A 14,732-nucleotide genomic window follows, 5' to 3' on the forward strand; every position below is an offset into this window, starting at 1 on the left:
GAGGACGGGTCAGACTTTGGTCTGCGTGGCTGAAGCCGCGCCTACGCCTGCTTGCTGTCCGGTCGGTCACCACTGACCTCCGGCGGTACGTCCTCACCCGCCATCCGCTTGCGAAACAGGCTGGTTCGTGCCAGTAGCAAGGTCGTCACCGGCACGGTAATGGCCAGCAGAATCGGAATCAGCCAGGCGTGCAGCACCGGCCCGGACTTGAGCGCCGAGAAATACACAATCGACGCCAGCGCCACACACCATGCACCGATTGTCGACGCCAGTGCCGTGGGGTGCATGCGCTGGAAGAAATCCTGCAAACGCACCAGGCCGATGGCACCGGTCAGGGTGAACAGGCTGCTGGTCAGCAACAACAGGGCGGTAAGCACCTCGACCCAGAAGGGAACATCGTAGGTCATTCGATCACCTCACCACGCAACAGGAACTTCGCCAGGGCGAAGGAGCCGACAAAGCCAAACAGCGCAATCAGCAGCGCGGCCTCGAAATACGTGTCGCTGGCATAACGGATACCCAGCACCAGCATCATCAGCATGCCGATGATGTACAGATAATCCAGCGCCAGCACCCGATCCTGCGCCGACGGTCCGGTGAACAGACGCCACAGCGTCAGCACCATGGCCAGGGCAAATATCGACAGGCTGATCAGAATCGTCACACTGAGCAAGGCACTCATTGGAAAATCTCCATCAGGGGGCGCTCATAGTGGCTCTTGAAATGCTCGATAAACTGCGCCTCATCCTCCAGATCGAACACATGCATCAGCAAAATGCTACGGTCCAGCGCCAGTTCCGACCAGACCGTGCCGGGTACCACGGTGCAGACCATGGCCAGCGCCGCCAGGCCGTGGGCGTCATGCAGCTCCAGCGGCACCTTGACGAAGGCCGAGCGCGGCGGCCGACGTTTGAGGGCCCATACCGAACGCGCCACTTGCAGGTTCGATATCACCACATCCACCCCCACCCGCAGGATGAAACGCAGGATGGTGCCGGGCTTGCGAATCCGCGCCGGCATTGGTCGCAGCGAGGCAAACATCAGCGGGGCCAGAAATGCCAGGATGGCGCCGAGCAGAATGTGCCCGGCACTGAGCGAGAGGTTCAGCAACAGCCACAGCGCCCATAGCGCCAGCGACAGGAACGGGGCAGGGAAGAAGTGCTTCATGGCTGCTCCTGCGAAGTCTGAAGGGTTGGCCCCGGCACCGGGCGGGTCGCCATGACCGACTGGATGTACTGCTGCGGATCATGCAGGGTCGCTGCGGTGTCCTGGGTGTACTGCAACAGCGGTTCGGCCCGGAAGGTCAGGGTGATGCACAGGCCCAGCAAAACCACAATCGGCAGGTACTCACTGTGGCGCAGCAACGGCGGGACGGTTTCAGTCGGCGTCCAGAAGCGTTGCACGCCCAGGCGGACGAACGACATCAGCGCTGCCAGGCCTGAGAAAATCAACAGCGCAATTAACAGCCAGGCCTCAAGTGACACGGGTTGATCCTTGGCGACATCCAGGCCGGACGGGTTGAGCAGGGCGCTGAGCAGGGTCAGCTTGCCGATAAAGCCCGACAGCGGCGGCATACCGATGACCAGCAGCGCGCAGGCCACGAAGCACAGGCCCAGAAATGCCATGGTCATCGGGATCACCTGACCGACCACGATATTTTCCTCTTCATCGAGGTTGACGCCGCGGGGTGGGTGCAGGGACTCAAGATTGTGTGGCAACTGGTCGGCGTCCTCGTCCTCGCCATACTGGTTGGCCGAGCGTGAACGCTCGATCAGTTCGCCGAGCAGGAACAGTGCGCTGAGTGCCAGCGTCGAGCTGACCAGATAGAACAGCGCGCCGGCGGTCAGGCTCGGTTGGGCGAAACCGATCGCCGCCAGCAGGATGCCGGCCGAGACCAGGATGCTCAGGCTGGCCATACGCTCCAGACGCTGGGCTGCAATCACCGCAATGGCTGCCGTGGCAATGGTCGCCATGCCGCCGAAAATCAGCCATTCACCGCCGAAGAACGCTGACTCGCCAGCATGGCTGGAGAACAGCAGGGTCCACAGCCGCAGCAAGGTGTAGATCCCGACCTTGGTCATGATCGCGAACATTGCCGCCACCGGCGCACTGGCGGCCGAGTAGGCCGGCACCAGCCAGAAGTTCAGCGGCCACATGCCGGCCTTGGCCAGAAATGCCGTGGCCAGGATCGCCGCACCGGCGTGCAGCAGGCCGCGATCGGCCTCAGGCACCTGCGGGATCTTGACCGCAAGGTCGGCCATGTTCAGCGTGCCGGTCACGCCGTAGATCAACGCTGCGCCAATCAGGAACAGCGACGAAGCCAGCAGGTTGATGGCGATGTAATGCAGGCCCGCCGATACCCGCGCACGCCCCGAGCCGTGCAGCATCAGGCCGTAGGAGGCGGCGAGCAGCACCTCGAAAAATACGAACAGGTTGAACAGGTCGGCGGTCAGGAATGCACCGTACAAGCCCATCAGCTGGATCTGGAACAGCGCATGGAAACTGGTACCGGCCTTGTCCCAGCGCGCCAGGGCAAACAGCAAGGCGCAGACCCCGATGATCCCGGTCAGCACCAGCATCAACGCTGACAGGTGATCGACCACCAGCACGATGCCGAACGGCACGTCCCAGTTACCGGGCATGTACACGCCGATCGAGCCCATGCCGCCGCTTTCCTGAACCCACATCAGCAGGCGGATCGAGACGGCCAGGCCGAGCAGGGTCGAGAACAGGTTGATGCGCGCCTTTAGTGGGCGGTGCTTCTCGCCGAGCATCAGCATCAGCCCGGCGGTGAACAGCGGCAGCAGGATCGGGACAATGATCAGTTGGTTGATTGCACTCATGCTTTCGGCTCCCGGCCGTCGACATGGTCAGTGCCGGTCAGGCCACGGGAAGCCAGCAGAACCACCAGAAACAGCGCGGTCATGGCAAAGCTGATCACGATCGCGGTCAGCACCAATGCCTGGGGCAGCGGGTCGGTGTAGTGCAGCAGGTCATGCGGCACACCGTCCTTGATCACCGGCTCTTTGCCGATGAACAGGCTGCCCATACTGAAGATGAACAGGTTCACCCCATACGACAGCAGGCACAGGCCCATGATCACCTGGAAGGTCCGTGGGCGCAGGATCAGCCAGACGCCCGAGGCGGCCAGTACGCCGATGGCAACGGCAATCACTTCTTCCATCACAAGACTCCTTCTGGTGCGTGGACGGGCTGGCCCGGTGGCAGGGCGCCCACCGGCTTGGGCAGCGCGGTCGGGCGATGGCTACGCACCGCCTGGTGACCCAGGGCGGTGAGCATCAGCAGGGTCGAACCGACCACCACGGCGTAAACGCCGATATCAAAAAACAGCGCACTGGCCACATGCATGTCGCCGAGCACCGGCAAATGCAGATGCGCGGTATGGGTGGTCATAAACGGGTAACCCAGGGCCATGGCGCCCAGGCCGGTGAGCACCGAGCACAGTAGGCCGACGCCAATCCAGCGTTGCGGACGCAGGCTCATGTGCGCCTCGACCCACTGGGTGCCGGCGACCATGTATTGCAGGATGAACGCCACCGACATCACCAGCCCGGCGACGAAGCCGCCACCGGGCTGGTTATGACCGCGCATGAAAAGGTACATCGAGACGATGAAGGCAATCGGCAGCAGCAAGCGTACCAGGGCTGCCGGGACCATCATAAAGCCCAGTGCGGTGTCGCTGGCGCTGCGCGGGTTGACCAGGTCGGTGGCCACATCGCGGGCCAGCAGGCGCTGCTGGGCGGGCAGCGGGATGCTTTCTTTGGGCGGGCGGAAGCGCCGCAGCAGGGCAAACACGGTCAGCGCCACCACACCCAGTACCGTAATTTCACCGAAGGTATCGAAGCCGCGGAAGTCCACCAGCATCACGTTGACCACGTTGGTGCCGCCGCCTTCGGGCAGCGCTCTGCTCAGGTAGTAGGACGAAATCATGTTCGGTGTCTGGCGGGTCAGCATCGCGTAAGACAACGCCGCCATGCCGCCACCGACCAGAATCGCCAGGCTCAGGTCGCGCACCCGCCGGGTACGGGCCTTGAGTCGCGAGCTGACCGTGGCCACTTCTTCGCTACGCCGTGGCAGCCAGCGCAGGCCTAGCAGGATCAGCACTGTGGTGACCACTTCGACCACCAGCTGGGTCAGGGCCAGGTCCGGTGCAGAGAACCAGACGAAGGTGATGCAGGTCATCAGGCCGCAGACACTGACCATGATCAATGCCGCCAGGCGGTGATACTTGCCTTGCCAGGCGGCGCCGATGGCGCAGGCAATCGCGATCAGCCAAAGCGTGACGAACACCCCGGAGCCGGAAATCTTCGGCCGGTCGCCCCAGCTCAGACCGCTGTAATACATCGGGATAAAGCCCAGCACCACGGCGGTGAGAACCAGCGCGAACAACTGCGGTTGCAGGCGGCGGGTGGTCAGCCGGCGCTCGACCCGACGCGCCCAGTGCATGGTTGCCACCAGCAGTTTTTCGAACGAGCGCTTGCCGTTGAGCCGGCCGATCAGCGGCGGCCCGCTAAAGCGCTCGTTGCGCAGCGGGTTGCGCAGCAACAAGTACAGCAAAATGCCGCCGCCCATCGCGATCAGGCTCATGATCATCGGCGCATTCCAGCCATGCCAGATGGCCAGGCTGTACTCGGGCAACTCTGCGCCGACCACCGGTTGCGCCGCTGTAGCCAGTATCGGACCCACCGACTGCGCCGGGAAAATACCAACCACCAGACACGCCATCACCAGCAGCTCGACCGGCATGCGCATCCAGCGCGGCGGCTCGTGGGGCGAGAGCGGCAGGTCCTTGGCCATCGGGCCGAAGAACACATCGACGGTAAAGCGCAGTGAGTAGGCGACGCTGAACGCACCGGCAATGGTTGCCACCACCGGCAGGGCGATTTCGACCCACATTGACGAGGTAATGAACACTGTTTCGGCGAAGAACATCTCTTTGGAGATAAAGCCGTTCATCAGCGGCACGCCGGCCATCGCCGCACTGGCGACCATGGCCAGCGTGGCGGTGTACGGGATCATCTTGACCAGCCCCGACAGCCTGCGGATATCCCGCGTGCCGCTCTCGTGGTCGATGATTCCGGCGGCCATGAACAGCGAGGCCTTGAAGGTTGCGTGGTTGAGGATATGAAATACTGCAGCGACGGCCGCCAGCGGGCTGTTCAGGCCCAGCAGCAAGGTAATCAGGCCCAGGTGGCTGATGGTTGAGTAGGCGAGCAGGCCCTTGAGGTCATTCTGGAAAATGGCGGCAAACGCACCCAGCAGCAGGGTGCAGGCGCCCGCGCCGCTGACGATCCAGAACCATTCCTCCGTGCCGGACAATGATGGCCATAGCCGGGCCATCAGGAATACCCCGGCCTTGACCATGGTCGCCGAGTGCAGATAAGCCGAGACCGGGGTCGGCGCGGCCATGGCGTGGGGCAGCCAGAAATGAAACGGGAACTGCGCGCTCTTGCTCAGTGCGCCGATGAGAATCAGCGCCAGCAGTACCGGGTACAGGGCATGGGCACGAATCGCATCACCCGATTCCAGCACCCGCTCAAGATCATAACTGCCGACCACATGACCGAGCACCAGCATCCCTGCCAGCAGCGCCAGGCCGCCGGCGCCGGTGACCAGCAACGCCATGTAAGCGCCGCGCCGCGCATCGTTGCGGTGGTGCCAGTAGCCGATCAGCAGGAACGAGAAGACGCTGGTCAGCTCCCAGAAAAACACGATCTGGATAATGTTGCCGGAGATCACCAGGCCGAGCATCGCGCCCATGAAGGCCAGGAAAAACGCGAAAAAACGCGGCACCGGGTCATCCGGCGACATGTAGTAACGGGCATACAGCGACACCAGCGCGCCGATCCCCAGCACCAGCATGGAGAACAGCCAGGCAAAGCCGTCCATGCGCAGCACGAAGTTAAGGCCCAGGCTGGGCAGCCACAGATACTCCTCGCGGATCACCCCGCCATCGGCAATCTGTGGGTACCACAGCGCGACCTGCAGTGCGCCGCCAATGGCAATCAGGCCGGCCAACAGGGATTCCGCGTTGCGGGCGTTATGCGGCAGCAAAGCTGCCAGACAGCTGCCGATAAAGGGCAGAAGCAGTAGAACTATCAGGGACATAGGCTTCTAATCTGCGGAGAAATATTAAGCATCATACGTGCCAGATCGTTCATCACCAAACGCCGTTGCTCTGAAATTTCCTACAAAAAATGTCTGGAAATCAATGAGCTGTCACTGAAAGGACCAATCGGTCATGTCATGACGGCAGTAGGTGATGGCTGTCAGGTAACAGCTATGACCCTGAGGCCAGAGCCAAGGTGCCAACGACAGGCAGAGTATTTTCCGCAGATTGAGACAGTGTCATGAAGCTTGCGGTTTGACGGGCAGACAAGGGGCGATGGCTTTTTCAAGCGCGATCTTGACGGCCATGGCGTCACCGGGTTGTGTAGCGGTTTTAAACGGCCTGGCAACTTCGGGCAGCGTGGATTCCTGCATCTGACTGTCGCTTGCCATGATCGAAAATAATGTTTGTTGGGGCTGCGCGGTCAGCCAGCGGCGCAACACGTCGTACAGTGAAACGTCATGCCACTGGTCCGGGTTATCGATGATGCTGGTGATCTTTTCCAGCAGGTGCTTCTCATGGTTGTCGGGCATCTGTGCTTGTTCGATGGCTGGTTGGGTGCGGTAGTAGTCCAGCATTTGCCCATAGGCTTTGGTAACGTTGCGGGTCAGGCTGTACTCCAGCATTACTCCGGCTGCGACACGACATCCCCAGGCTTCCCGCTGGTCATAGGATTCAGACCAGGCGGCTCTGCGTTCGTGAAGGGTGAAAGCACCGCTGTCATCGTAAGTAATGGCGGCAAGCAGTTCAGGCGACATGCCCTTGAACGGGTTGGGGCCTTGATTGTTTTTAAAGTCAGTGGCTCTGCGGGCCCGATCCAGAATCTCGGGGTCATCGCTATTGGGCCGTTCGGCGTCATTGATGGTATGGGGTGCGGCCAGACGCACGCTATGAATCTGGGTAAGCGCTGTTTGCGCTACGGCCCTTAACTGGTCGCGGTTCAGGCTGGCATCGCGATGCTTGGCGCGCTGCAAGGCGTCACTCAACTGGCGGGCCATGGGGGATATCTTGTCTGCACCAGGCTCATCGGATGGGACTTTCAGGTTCTGGGCCAGGGTTGTGGATACTTGAGCAGGTTTAGCCGTTGGCGTCAGCGCTTTGCAGGCACTGTTCGAAGATGTGCAAGTAGTCAAACCAGACATGATTTACTCCTATGATAAAGAACATCGCAATTGCAAAGCCTGTTGTGGCTACAACCAATGACGCAGGCTGTAGCCGCAACGGTCGTGTTTTTTATCTCATGGTGAATACGACACTCCATGAGTGGTCAGAGAAACTGGTCGAAGTTACCGTGACCGTACAGGTTGCATTGCCGCTACCGATAGCCTTTTTGTCCCACTTTGGGACAGTGTTCAGTTTGCCGCTGAATAGGCCGCCAGGGGCGACACTTTTGATGTACGAAGTTCTGAATTCGCAGGCTTTATTACCTATGGTGTAACGCAATGATGCGGTCGTGATATCCGCGAGCGCTGTATTTACTACGGTGAATGAATTTGAGTTTAGGCCCTTAATCGATAGTGCTGGCGTTGGGCTCGCATGAGCGTGGGTCATGGCGCTTGTAGATTGGTAGTGCATCTCCTGATCACTGAGGTTTTTTACCGTGATATGTACCGGTGGCCCTGCTTGTGCCAGGTGGCTCGCAAGAATACTGCCTGCAGTCAGTGTGATCATAAAAGCGTTTTTAAAAGTCATGATGGATTTGCCCTGATTATTAGATTTGTTGTTTCATGGCAATAACGGATGGTGAGAGTTCGTTGTCTCTCGCCTTATCAGTTATGCGTGTCATTGGCCGGGTTTTTCTTAAATATCTAAGTCCCGGGGTTAATGTGCCGCTGGTGCGCTAGGCACAATTTTTAAAGTTGTTATGCAATACGACAAAATATTGCGGAGTGATTTCATCTTGGGGTGGGTTGCGGCGTTTGGCGATCAGACTTTTTTGACGCAGTTTGTAGGGCATTTCCGAGATTTTCACCGTTCAAGTAAAAACACCGGTAACCCTTTGTTTCGCTAATGTTTAAGAGGATGAAGCGCGACGGCCCGTTGCAGGCCGCCGTTGAGAGGTTTGAATCAATCAGTGGAAAACGTCAGTCGGGCTTGGGCAATGCGTCGCCTGCCTGGTCTGCGTCCTCAGCCTTGCGCTTCTTCATTTCGCTGACGATCACCCCGGCGACGATCAGCGCGCCGCCCAGCAAGGCCAGGCCTGGCAGGCGTTCGCCGGCAAGGCGGCCGAGGATGCCGGCCCAGACCGGTTCGCCGGCATAGATAACGGTGGCGCGGGTCGGCGAAACGCTTTTCTGTGCCCAGTTCATGGCTACCTGGATCACTGCACTCATCATCCCCAGGCCGATGGCGGTGCTCAGCAGCAGCCAGGAAAAGTCTGGAATACGTTCACCGGTCGGCACCACCATTAAAAACGCCAGCAGTGATGCCGTGGCCAGTTGCACGACGGTGACCCGGCGTACATCGACCTGGCCGGCATAGGCGCTGATCATGATGATTTCTGCGGCAATGGCCACGGCGCTAATGATGGTGGCGATTTCACCGGGGCTGAAATTCAGGGCTGCGCCTTGCGGGCCTGACAACAGCATCAACCCGCTAAACGCCAGCATGATGCCCAGGCTCGGCATCAGGCCGGGGCGGCGGCCGAGTACCAGCCATTGCAGTAGCGGCACAAAGGGTACGTACAGCGCGGTAATGAAGGCCGACTGGCTGCTGGGGATGGTCTGTAAACCGACAGTCTGCAAGCCATAACCGAGCATGATCGCAGTGCCGATAAACACCCCGGCGCGCAGTTCCAGCCAGGTCAGGTCGCGCAGCACCTTGAGGCTGAACAGCGCGACCAGCAGCGCTGCTGCCGCAAACCGCAGGCCGACAAAGAACATCGGCCCACTGACGGTCATGGCGTGTTGCACCAGCAGGAACGTGCCGCCCCAGAGCATGGTGATAAAGATCAGGACGGCTTCTGCTTTACTGACTCGGGGCAATCGGTTGGGTAATTTCATTGCGCTACCGCTGTGGAACCTTGCATGGTGAGGGAAGGGCGGCCCACAATGCGCCGCAAGTTGAGCAGTATAATGCGCAAGCGCTTCGAGTGAGCAATATGATGCACAAAGATATTTCCCCGCGTGCCCCGGTGTTGCAGCATGTGGGTCTCAATGTTCGACGACTGCGCAATGCCGCTGGCATCAGCCAGAGCGCATTGGCCGACAAGTCCGGGGTCAGCCGGCGCATGCTGGTGGCCATCGAGGCCGGTGAGAACAATGTCAGCCTGGCGACCCTGGACCGGGTTGCCGAGGCACTGGATGTGGCGTTCAGTGACCTGATCCAGGCACCGGATGTGCACGACCATAGTCGTATCAATGAGCTGGCGTGGGCCGGCACCCAGCCGGGCAGCAAGGCTGTGTTGCTGTCCAAGGCGCTGGCCCGACGTGAGGTGGAGTTGTGGGAGTTCTGTCTGGAACCAGGCGATCGCTATGATTCCGAGCCTGACCCGGAAGGCTGGAGCGAGCAGGTGTATGTGATCGAAGGTCAACTGAGCCTGCGGCTGGGCAGCCATGAGCAGCCTCGGCAGATCGCGGCCGGTGAGTTCTTCATGTTCCCCAGCAACCAGACCCATTCATTCTGCAACGACGCTACGACACTGCTGCGCTTTGTGCGCAATGTCGTGTTATAGCTTTGTTTTTTTGCCTGGAGCACCTGAATGAGCCCTGACAGCGTCGATGTGCTGATTATCGGCGGCGGTCTGAGTGGCAGCCTGCTGGCCATGCAGTTGCTGCGCTTGCCGGGCCGGCGACGGATCATGATTGTCGAGTCACGCGCCGAACTGGGCCGTGGCGAGGCCTACAGTGCCACCGAGCTGGGGCATACCCTGAACGGCAACGCGGCACGCATGGGCGTCGAACCGGATAACCCGGATGATCTGAGCCAATGGCTGGCCGGGCATCTGGCTGCAGGCGGCTGGCCGCAAGCCCATCAACAGCGGCTGCCGGTGGCCGAGCTGTTCCCGCCGCGCGGGCTGTTCGGCACTTATGTGCAGGAGCGTCTGGAGCAGGCCCGGCGGCTGGGCGCCAGTCATGGTTCGACTGTCGAACACCGACGTGGCGAAGCGGTTGACCTGCAAGCGGCTGAGCAAGGCATGACGCTGACCCTCGACAACACCGAGACCGTGCATGGCCGGGTGGTGGTGTTGGCCACCGGTATGTACGCGGCGGCGCGCACCCCGCAGCATCACAGCGACGCGTTGGGTGCCGCCGCGCTGGATCCCTGGGGAATCGAGGCCATGCGCGGTCTTGATGCGCAATCGCGGGTGGTGATCGTCGGTTCCGGGCTGACGATGGTCGATGCCCTGGAGTCGTTGCAGCAGGCCGGGCATCGTGGCCCCATTCAGGTGATTTCACGCCACGGATTATGGCCTCATGTGCGTCGCCAGCCGCCGCAATGGCCGGACTTTCTCGCTCACGACCACAGTATCCGCAGTCCCTTGCAGTTGCTGCGCAGCCTGCGTCAGCAGTGCCGCCAGGCGATGGCCGCCGGCATTGACTGGCAGGCCCCGCTGGATACCGTGCGGGCGCATATCGGCCGCCTGTGGAGCCAGGCCAGTGATCGGCAGCGCCGGCAGTTCGTGCGGCATGTGCGGCCCTGGTGGGAGAGCCATCACCACCGCTCGCCGCCGCAGGGAGCTGCGTTGCTGGAGCGGCTGCTGGGCGAAGGGCGTCTGGGCATACTGGCTGCGACCCTGCTGGGTGTCGAGTCACGGCCCGGTGAGCCGTTGCAGGTGCGCATTCGGCGTCGCGGCGCGACACAAGCCGAGTTCATCGGTGCTGATGCCTGGATCAACTCCAGCGGTATTCAATACGATTGGCGTCGGGTCGACCGGCCGTTGCCGCGCCAGTTGCTGGCGCGCGGCCTGGTGCGCCCCGGTCCGCTGGCGCTGGGTATCGACGCGGATCCGGGCGGCGCGGTACGCAGTGCCGATGGGCAACCCTCGGCGTGCCTGTTCGCCATGGGCCCACCGCTGCGCGGATTATGGTGGGAAAGCACTGCAGTGCCAGACGTAGCCAGTCAGGCCAAAGCGTTGGCGGCGCGTCTGGTTGAGGTGTTGGCTTAACGGCTCTGGCAGGCACCGCAGGCCCCTGTAGGAGCGACCTTGGTCGCGAAGACGGCGGTACATTCGCAGCAGATGCGGTGACTTTACCGGCCTGTTCACGAGCGAGCGCGTGCCCACAGGGATCTGCGGCGCCTGGCCGAACAATATTGAACCTATGCCTGGTCCAGCAACTGCGGCCCCGCACCCTGGCTGCCCAGTTCGTCGCCCCAGTTACGCAGTGGGCAGGCCTGCATCGACAGGCAGCCGCAACCGATGCAGCCGGTGAGTTGATCACGCAATTGCGTGAGTCCCCGAATGCGCTCGTCCAGCTCGACGCGCCATTGTTCTGAAAGTTTCTGCCAGTCAGTAGCGGTCGGCGTGCGGCCCTCGGGCAGTGCCTGTAAAGCTGCATGGATACTTGCCAGTGGCAGGCCCAGACGCTGGGCCACCTTGATCAGCGCGACACGGCGCAGCATCTCGCGGGGATAACGGCGCTGGTTACCGGCGTTGCGCTGGCTGCTGATCAGCCCTTTGCTCTCATAAAAGTGCAGCGCCGTGACCGCCACGCCGCTGCGCGCCGCCAGTTGCCCGACACTGAGCTGCTGTTGGGCCGGGGCGGGGGGCTTGTTCATGGGCAAATTCCTGCTTGACCTAAAGTTAACTCAAGGTTTTACCCTGCGCAGCCATTACCCGCAATCATCGCGCTCAGGGAGATGCCTATGCATGGCTACAGTCAACTTGTCGAATTCAGCGTCGAAGCTACTCAGCAATCAGCGCTGGTCACTGCCTTGGCGCAAGTAGATGAGCAATACACCAGCAGTTGCCCCGGATTCATGGGGGCGAGTGTGCAGGCCAGCGAAGATGGCAGGCGGGTGCTGCATCAGGTGCTCTGGCAATCACGGCAGGCCTGTGAGGCGGCGTTGTCAGCGATCGAATCCAGCGTGTATGACCTCAACGTCCTGATTCGCCTGCATCGGGTCCGGGCGGCGAGCTTCGGCAGTTATCAGGTGCTTAGCCACGTGCCGCCTCGCGTTTGATTTCAGACCGACAGGTTCAATACCCGGTCACCTTGGCGATACTGGCCGACCCGGCGTTTGTTGACGGTCAGTTCGCCCAGGCGAATCAGGTGGCTGCGGGTCACATTGCGGGTCAGGCCCAGCAGATTCGCGGTATGCACCTGATTTTGATGACAGAAGCGGTAGGCCGCACGCAGCAGGGCATCTTCGACCTTTTCATGCAGCGCGCCGGCCTGATCCTCGAACAGTTTGGCAAAGGCCTGAGCGAGTAGCTGCTCGGTCGTCAGCCCGTCTGCCTCGCTTGCCGAAGGGCTCACTGGCGGTGTGAGCTGGCGCTGCGAGAGGTGCAGGTCGTCGGCTTCGAGCAGGCCGTTACGACACACCAGCAGGCTGTGATGAATCACGTTTTCCAGTTCGCGGATATTGCCTGGCCATGGGTGTTGCCTGAGTTTGAGTTCGGCTGCGCGGGCGAGCCGTGCCGGTGCATGACCGAGGCGTCGGCAGTAGCTTTCGATGAAGTGCCGGGCCAGCGGCAAAATGTCCAGTGGCCGCTCACGCAAGGGTTTCAGGACCAGGCTCACCACGCTCAACCGATAGAACAGGTCTTCACGAAACTGCCCGGCGCTGATGGCGTGGTCCAGTTGCACATTGGTGGCCGCCAGCACCCGCACGTCGATAGGCTGGCTCTTGCGTGAGCCCAGCCGCACCACTTCGCGCTCTTGCAGGACGCGCAGCAGCTTGACCTGCAGGGCCACTGGCAAGTCGCCGATTTCGTCGAGAAACAAGGTGCCGCCGTTGGCCGCTTCGAACCAGCCGGGTTTGGCCGCGTGGGCGCCGGTGAAGGCGCCTTTTTCGTGGCCGAACAGCTCGGCCTCGACCAAGGACGCGGACAGCGCCCCACAGTTGACCGCTACAAAGGGTCCTGCACTGCGGCTACTGAGGGCGTGGATCTGCCGGGCGACCAGTTCCTTGCCGGTCCCGGTGGCGCCGATGATCAAGACACTGGCGTCACTGGGTGCGACCTGGCGGACATGCCCGAGCAAGGCCTGCGAGGACGGGTCTTCGAACACCAGCGGCGGCGCAGGCAGCGCACGGTCACGCAGCGGCACGGCCATGCTCACTTCGCCTGCTGTGGCGGCAGGTCATTGGCGATCATCTCGCCGAACGGCCCGGTCAAATTGGTCACCCCACGCCCGGCCAGGCTGGCGTAGGGCTCGGGCAGCAGCGGGAACACCAGTTCAGCGAAGCGGTAGGCTTCTTCCAGGTGCGGGTAGCCGGAGAAAATGAAACTGTCGATGCCCAGGTCGGCGTATTCCTTGATCCGTGCTGCCACCTCTTGTGGATTGCCGACCAGTGCGGTGCCGGCGCCGCCGCGCACCAGGCCAACCCCGGCCCACAGGTTCGGGGCGATTTCCAGATTGTCGCGCTGGCCATCGTGCAGCGCCGCCATGCGCCGCTGGCCTTCGGAATCAAAACGCGAGAAGGATTTTTGCGCGGCGGCGATGGTTTCGTCACTGATCGGCTCGATCAGGCTGGCAGCGGCTTGCCAGGCCGCTTCGCTGGTTTCCCGGACAATCACGTGCAAACGAATCCCGAACTTCACGGTACGCCCCTTGCGCGCTGCACGCTCACGTACATCGGCCAGCTTGGCGGCGACCGCAGCGGGGGGTTCACCCCAGGTCAGGTATACGTCGACCTGCTCGGCTGCCAGGTCATGGGCTGCGTCGGAAGAACCACCGAAATACAGCGGCGGGTAGGGCTGTTGCAGCGGTGGGTACAGTGCCTTGGCATTTTCCACATGCAGATGTTTGCCCTTGAAGTCCACCGCCTCACCCTGCAACACCCGGCGCCAGATCTGGAGAAATTCGTCGGTGACTTCATAGCGTTCGCTATGGCTCAGATGAATGCCATCGCCGCGGTTCTCGTCCGGGTCGCCACCGGTGACCACATTGATCAGCAGCCGGCCGCCTGACAACCGGTCCAGAGTCGCAGCCATGCGCGCCGAGACCGTCGGCGAGATGATCCCCGGACGAATCGCCACCAGATAACGCAGGCGTTGGGTCAAGGGGGCCAGTGCCGAAGCCACTACCCAGGAGTCTTCGCAAGAACGGCCGGTAGGAATCAGCACCCCGTAGTAGCCCAGATCGTCAGCCGCCTGCGCGACTTGCTTGAGGTAGTTGAGCGTCACCGGGCGCGCGCCTTTGGTGGTGCCCAGATAGTGGCCGTCGCCATGGGTGGGGAGAAACCAGAAAACGTTCATAGCAGTCCTTCAGAGGCTGGGGTCGACCAATGGGTACTGTTGGCTGGCAGACAGTGGGTCAACAGAGCAGGGATCACCCAGTCTTTATACGGACGTATTTTTATTCCTCAAAATATCTTGGAATCATATTTTTATCTCTATATGGAATATATGGCGTTTTGAATGTTTTCTGGCTACTGACTGAACCGGGCACTGTTGCTGGAGCAACAGCCAGTTGGGGCGTTGGTCTCACAGGTGAAA

At 61.3% G+C, this 14,732-nt stretch carries 14 protein-coding genes; 3 read left to right on the forward strand and 11 right to left on the reverse strand.

What is annotated here, in order from left to right:
• Positions 1-41: 41 nt before the first annotated feature.
• The 8 genes from NRB16_RS23910 to NRB16_RS23945 all read right to left on the reverse strand — a co-directional run bounded on the left by NRB16_RS23910 (position 42) and on the right by NRB16_RS23945 (position 9,132).
• Positions 42-407: a Na+/H+ antiporter subunit G gene (locus tag NRB16_RS23910; RefSeq protein ID WP_045489991.1), complete on the reverse strand. Its 366-nt coding sequence runs from the start codon at positions 405-407 to the stop codon at positions 42-44.
• On the reverse strand, positions 404-682 hold the full coding sequence (locus tag NRB16_RS23915) for a K+/H+ antiporter subunit F (protein ID WP_045489993.1): 279 nt from the start codon (positions 680-682) through the stop codon (positions 404-406). The genes NRB16_RS23910 and NRB16_RS23915 overlap by 4 nt, the downstream gene beginning before the upstream one ends.
• On the reverse strand, positions 679-1,167 hold the full coding sequence (locus NRB16_RS23920) for a Na+/H+ antiporter subunit E (RefSeq protein WP_045489995.1): 489 nt from the start codon (positions 1,165-1,167) through the stop codon (positions 679-681). The genes NRB16_RS23915 and NRB16_RS23920 overlap by 4 nt, the downstream gene beginning before the upstream one ends.
• Positions 1,164-2,843: a monovalent cation/H+ antiporter subunit D gene (locus NRB16_RS23925; protein WP_257107081.1), complete on the reverse strand. Its 1,680-nt coding sequence runs from the start codon at positions 2,841-2,843 to the stop codon at positions 1,164-1,166. The genes NRB16_RS23920 and NRB16_RS23925 overlap by 4 nt, the downstream gene beginning before the upstream one ends.
• Positions 2,840-3,184, reverse strand: a complete 345-nt coding sequence (locus NRB16_RS23930; protein ID WP_045489999.1) for a Na+/H+ antiporter subunit C — start codon at positions 3,182-3,184, stop codon at positions 2,840-2,842. Before NRB16_RS23930 ends, NRB16_RS23925 begins: the two co-directional genes overlap by 4 nt.
• Complete coding sequence (locus tag NRB16_RS23935) at positions 3,184-6,129, reverse strand: monovalent cation/H+ antiporter subunit A (protein WP_045490000.1); 2,946 nt, start codon at positions 6,127-6,129, stop codon at positions 3,184-3,186. Before NRB16_RS23935 ends, NRB16_RS23930 begins: the two co-directional genes overlap by 1 nt.
• A gap of 240 nt (positions 6,130-6,369) precedes the next feature.
• Entirely contained in the window at positions 6,370-7,104 is a 735-nt protein-coding gene (locus NRB16_RS23940) for a hypothetical protein (RefSeq protein ID WP_257107082.1), read from the reverse strand.
• A gap of 1,110 nt (positions 7,105-8,214) precedes the next feature.
• Positions 8,215-9,132, reverse strand: a complete 918-nt coding sequence (locus NRB16_RS23945) for a DMT family transporter (RefSeq protein WP_257107083.1) — start codon at positions 9,130-9,132, stop codon at positions 8,215-8,217.
• Between the two features lie 101 nt (positions 9,133-9,233).
• Here NRB16_RS23945 and NRB16_RS23950 point away from each other — a divergent pair, with 101 nt between their 5' ends.
• Together NRB16_RS23950 and NRB16_RS23955 are read left to right on the forward strand one after the other, a co-directional pair.
• Positions 9,234-9,803 (forward strand): helix-turn-helix domain-containing protein, encoded by a 570-nt coding sequence (locus tag NRB16_RS23950; RefSeq protein ID WP_045490003.1) that lies wholly within the window; start codon positions 9,234-9,236, stop codon positions 9,801-9,803.
• A gap of 27 nt (positions 9,804-9,830) precedes the next feature.
• Positions 9,831-11,237: an FAD/NAD(P)-binding protein gene (locus tag NRB16_RS23955; RefSeq protein ID WP_257107084.1), complete on the forward strand. Its 1,407-nt coding sequence runs from the start codon at positions 9,831-9,833 to the stop codon at positions 11,235-11,237.
• Between the two features lie 152 nt (positions 11,238-11,389).
• On the opposite strand, the gene soxR is transcribed toward NRB16_RS23955, so the two are convergent.
• On the reverse strand, positions 11,390-11,848 hold the full coding sequence (soxR, locus tag NRB16_RS23960; RefSeq protein WP_257107085.1) for a redox-sensitive transcriptional activator SoxR: 459 nt from the start codon (positions 11,846-11,848) through the stop codon (positions 11,390-11,392).
• An 87-nt stretch (positions 11,849-11,935) separates the two neighbouring features.
• Here soxR and NRB16_RS23965 point away from each other — a divergent pair, with 87 nt between their 5' ends.
• Complete coding sequence (locus tag NRB16_RS23965; protein ID WP_257107086.1) at positions 11,936-12,253, forward strand: antibiotic biosynthesis monooxygenase; 318 nt, start codon at positions 11,936-11,938, stop codon at positions 12,251-12,253.
• Between the two features lie 2 nt (positions 12,254-12,255).
• Here the strand turns inward: NRB16_RS23965 and NRB16_RS23970 are convergent, their stop codons facing one another.
• Together NRB16_RS23970 and ssuD are read right to left on the reverse strand one after the other, a co-directional pair.
• Positions 12,256-13,347, reverse strand: coding sequence for a sigma-54 interaction domain-containing protein (locus tag NRB16_RS23970; protein WP_373568502.1), 1,092 nt, complete (start codon positions 13,345-13,347; stop codon positions 12,256-12,258).
• Positions 13,348-13,349: 2 nt separating this feature from the next.
• Complete coding sequence (gene ssuD / locus NRB16_RS23975; protein WP_045490008.1) at positions 13,350-14,492, reverse strand: FMNH2-dependent alkanesulfonate monooxygenase; 1,143 nt, start codon at positions 14,490-14,492, stop codon at positions 13,350-13,352.
• Between the last annotated feature and the right edge of the window lie 240 nt (positions 14,493-14,732).

The sequence above is a fragment of the Pseudomonas sp. LJDD11 genome, assembly GCF_024584215.1.
Taxonomy (GTDB): Bacteria; Pseudomonadota; Gammaproteobacteria; order Pseudomonadales; family Pseudomonadaceae; genus Aquipseudomonas.

Excerpts from the sequence above, each read along its gene's own strand:
- NRB16_RS23910 (WP_045489991.1), bottom strand. The coding sequence starts at position 407 with ATGACCTACGATGTTCCCTTCTGGGTCGAGGTGCTTACCGCCCTGTTG.
- NRB16_RS23915 (WP_045489993.1), bottom strand. The coding sequence starts at position 682 with ATGAGTGCCTTGCTCAGTGTGACGATTCTGATCAGCCTGTCGATATTT.
- NRB16_RS23920 (WP_045489995.1), bottom strand. The coding sequence starts at position 1,167 with ATGAAGCACTTCTTCCCTGCCCCGTTCCTGTCGCTGGCGCTATGGGCG.
- NRB16_RS23925 (WP_257107081.1), bottom strand. The coding sequence starts at position 2,843 with ATGAGTGCAATCAACCAACTGATCATTGTCCCGATCCTGCTGCCGCTG.
- NRB16_RS23930 (WP_045489999.1), bottom strand. The coding sequence starts at position 3,184 with ATGGAAGAAGTGATTGCCGTTGCCATCGGCGTACTGGCCGCCTCGGGC.
- NRB16_RS23935 (WP_045490000.1), bottom strand. The coding sequence starts at position 6,129 with ATGTCCCTGATAGTTCTACTGCTTCTGCCCTTTATCGGCAGCTGTCTG.
- NRB16_RS23945 (WP_257107083.1), bottom strand. The coding sequence starts at position 9,132 with ATGAAATTACCCAACCGATTGCCCCGAGTCAGTAAAGCAGAAGCCGTC.
- NRB16_RS23950 (WP_045490003.1), top strand. The coding sequence starts at position 9,234 with ATGCACAAAGATATTTCCCCGCGTGCCCCGGTGTTGCAGCATGTGGGT.
- NRB16_RS23955 (WP_257107084.1), top strand. The coding sequence starts at position 9,831 with ATGAGCCCTGACAGCGTCGATGTGCTGATTATCGGCGGCGGTCTGAGT.
- soxR (WP_257107085.1), bottom strand. The coding sequence starts at position 11,848 with ATGAACAAGCCCCCCGCCCCGGCCCAACAGCAGCTCAGTGTCGGGCAA.
- NRB16_RS23965 (WP_257107086.1), top strand. The coding sequence starts at position 11,936 with ATGCATGGCTACAGTCAACTTGTCGAATTCAGCGTCGAAGCTACTCAG.
- NRB16_RS23970 (WP_373568502.1), bottom strand. The coding sequence starts at position 13,347 with ATGGCCGTGCCGCTGCGTGACCGTGCGCTGCCTGCGCCGCCGCTGGTG.
- ssuD (WP_045490008.1), bottom strand. The coding sequence starts at position 14,492 with ATGAACGTTTTCTGGTTTCTCCCCACCCATGGCGACGGCCACTATCTG.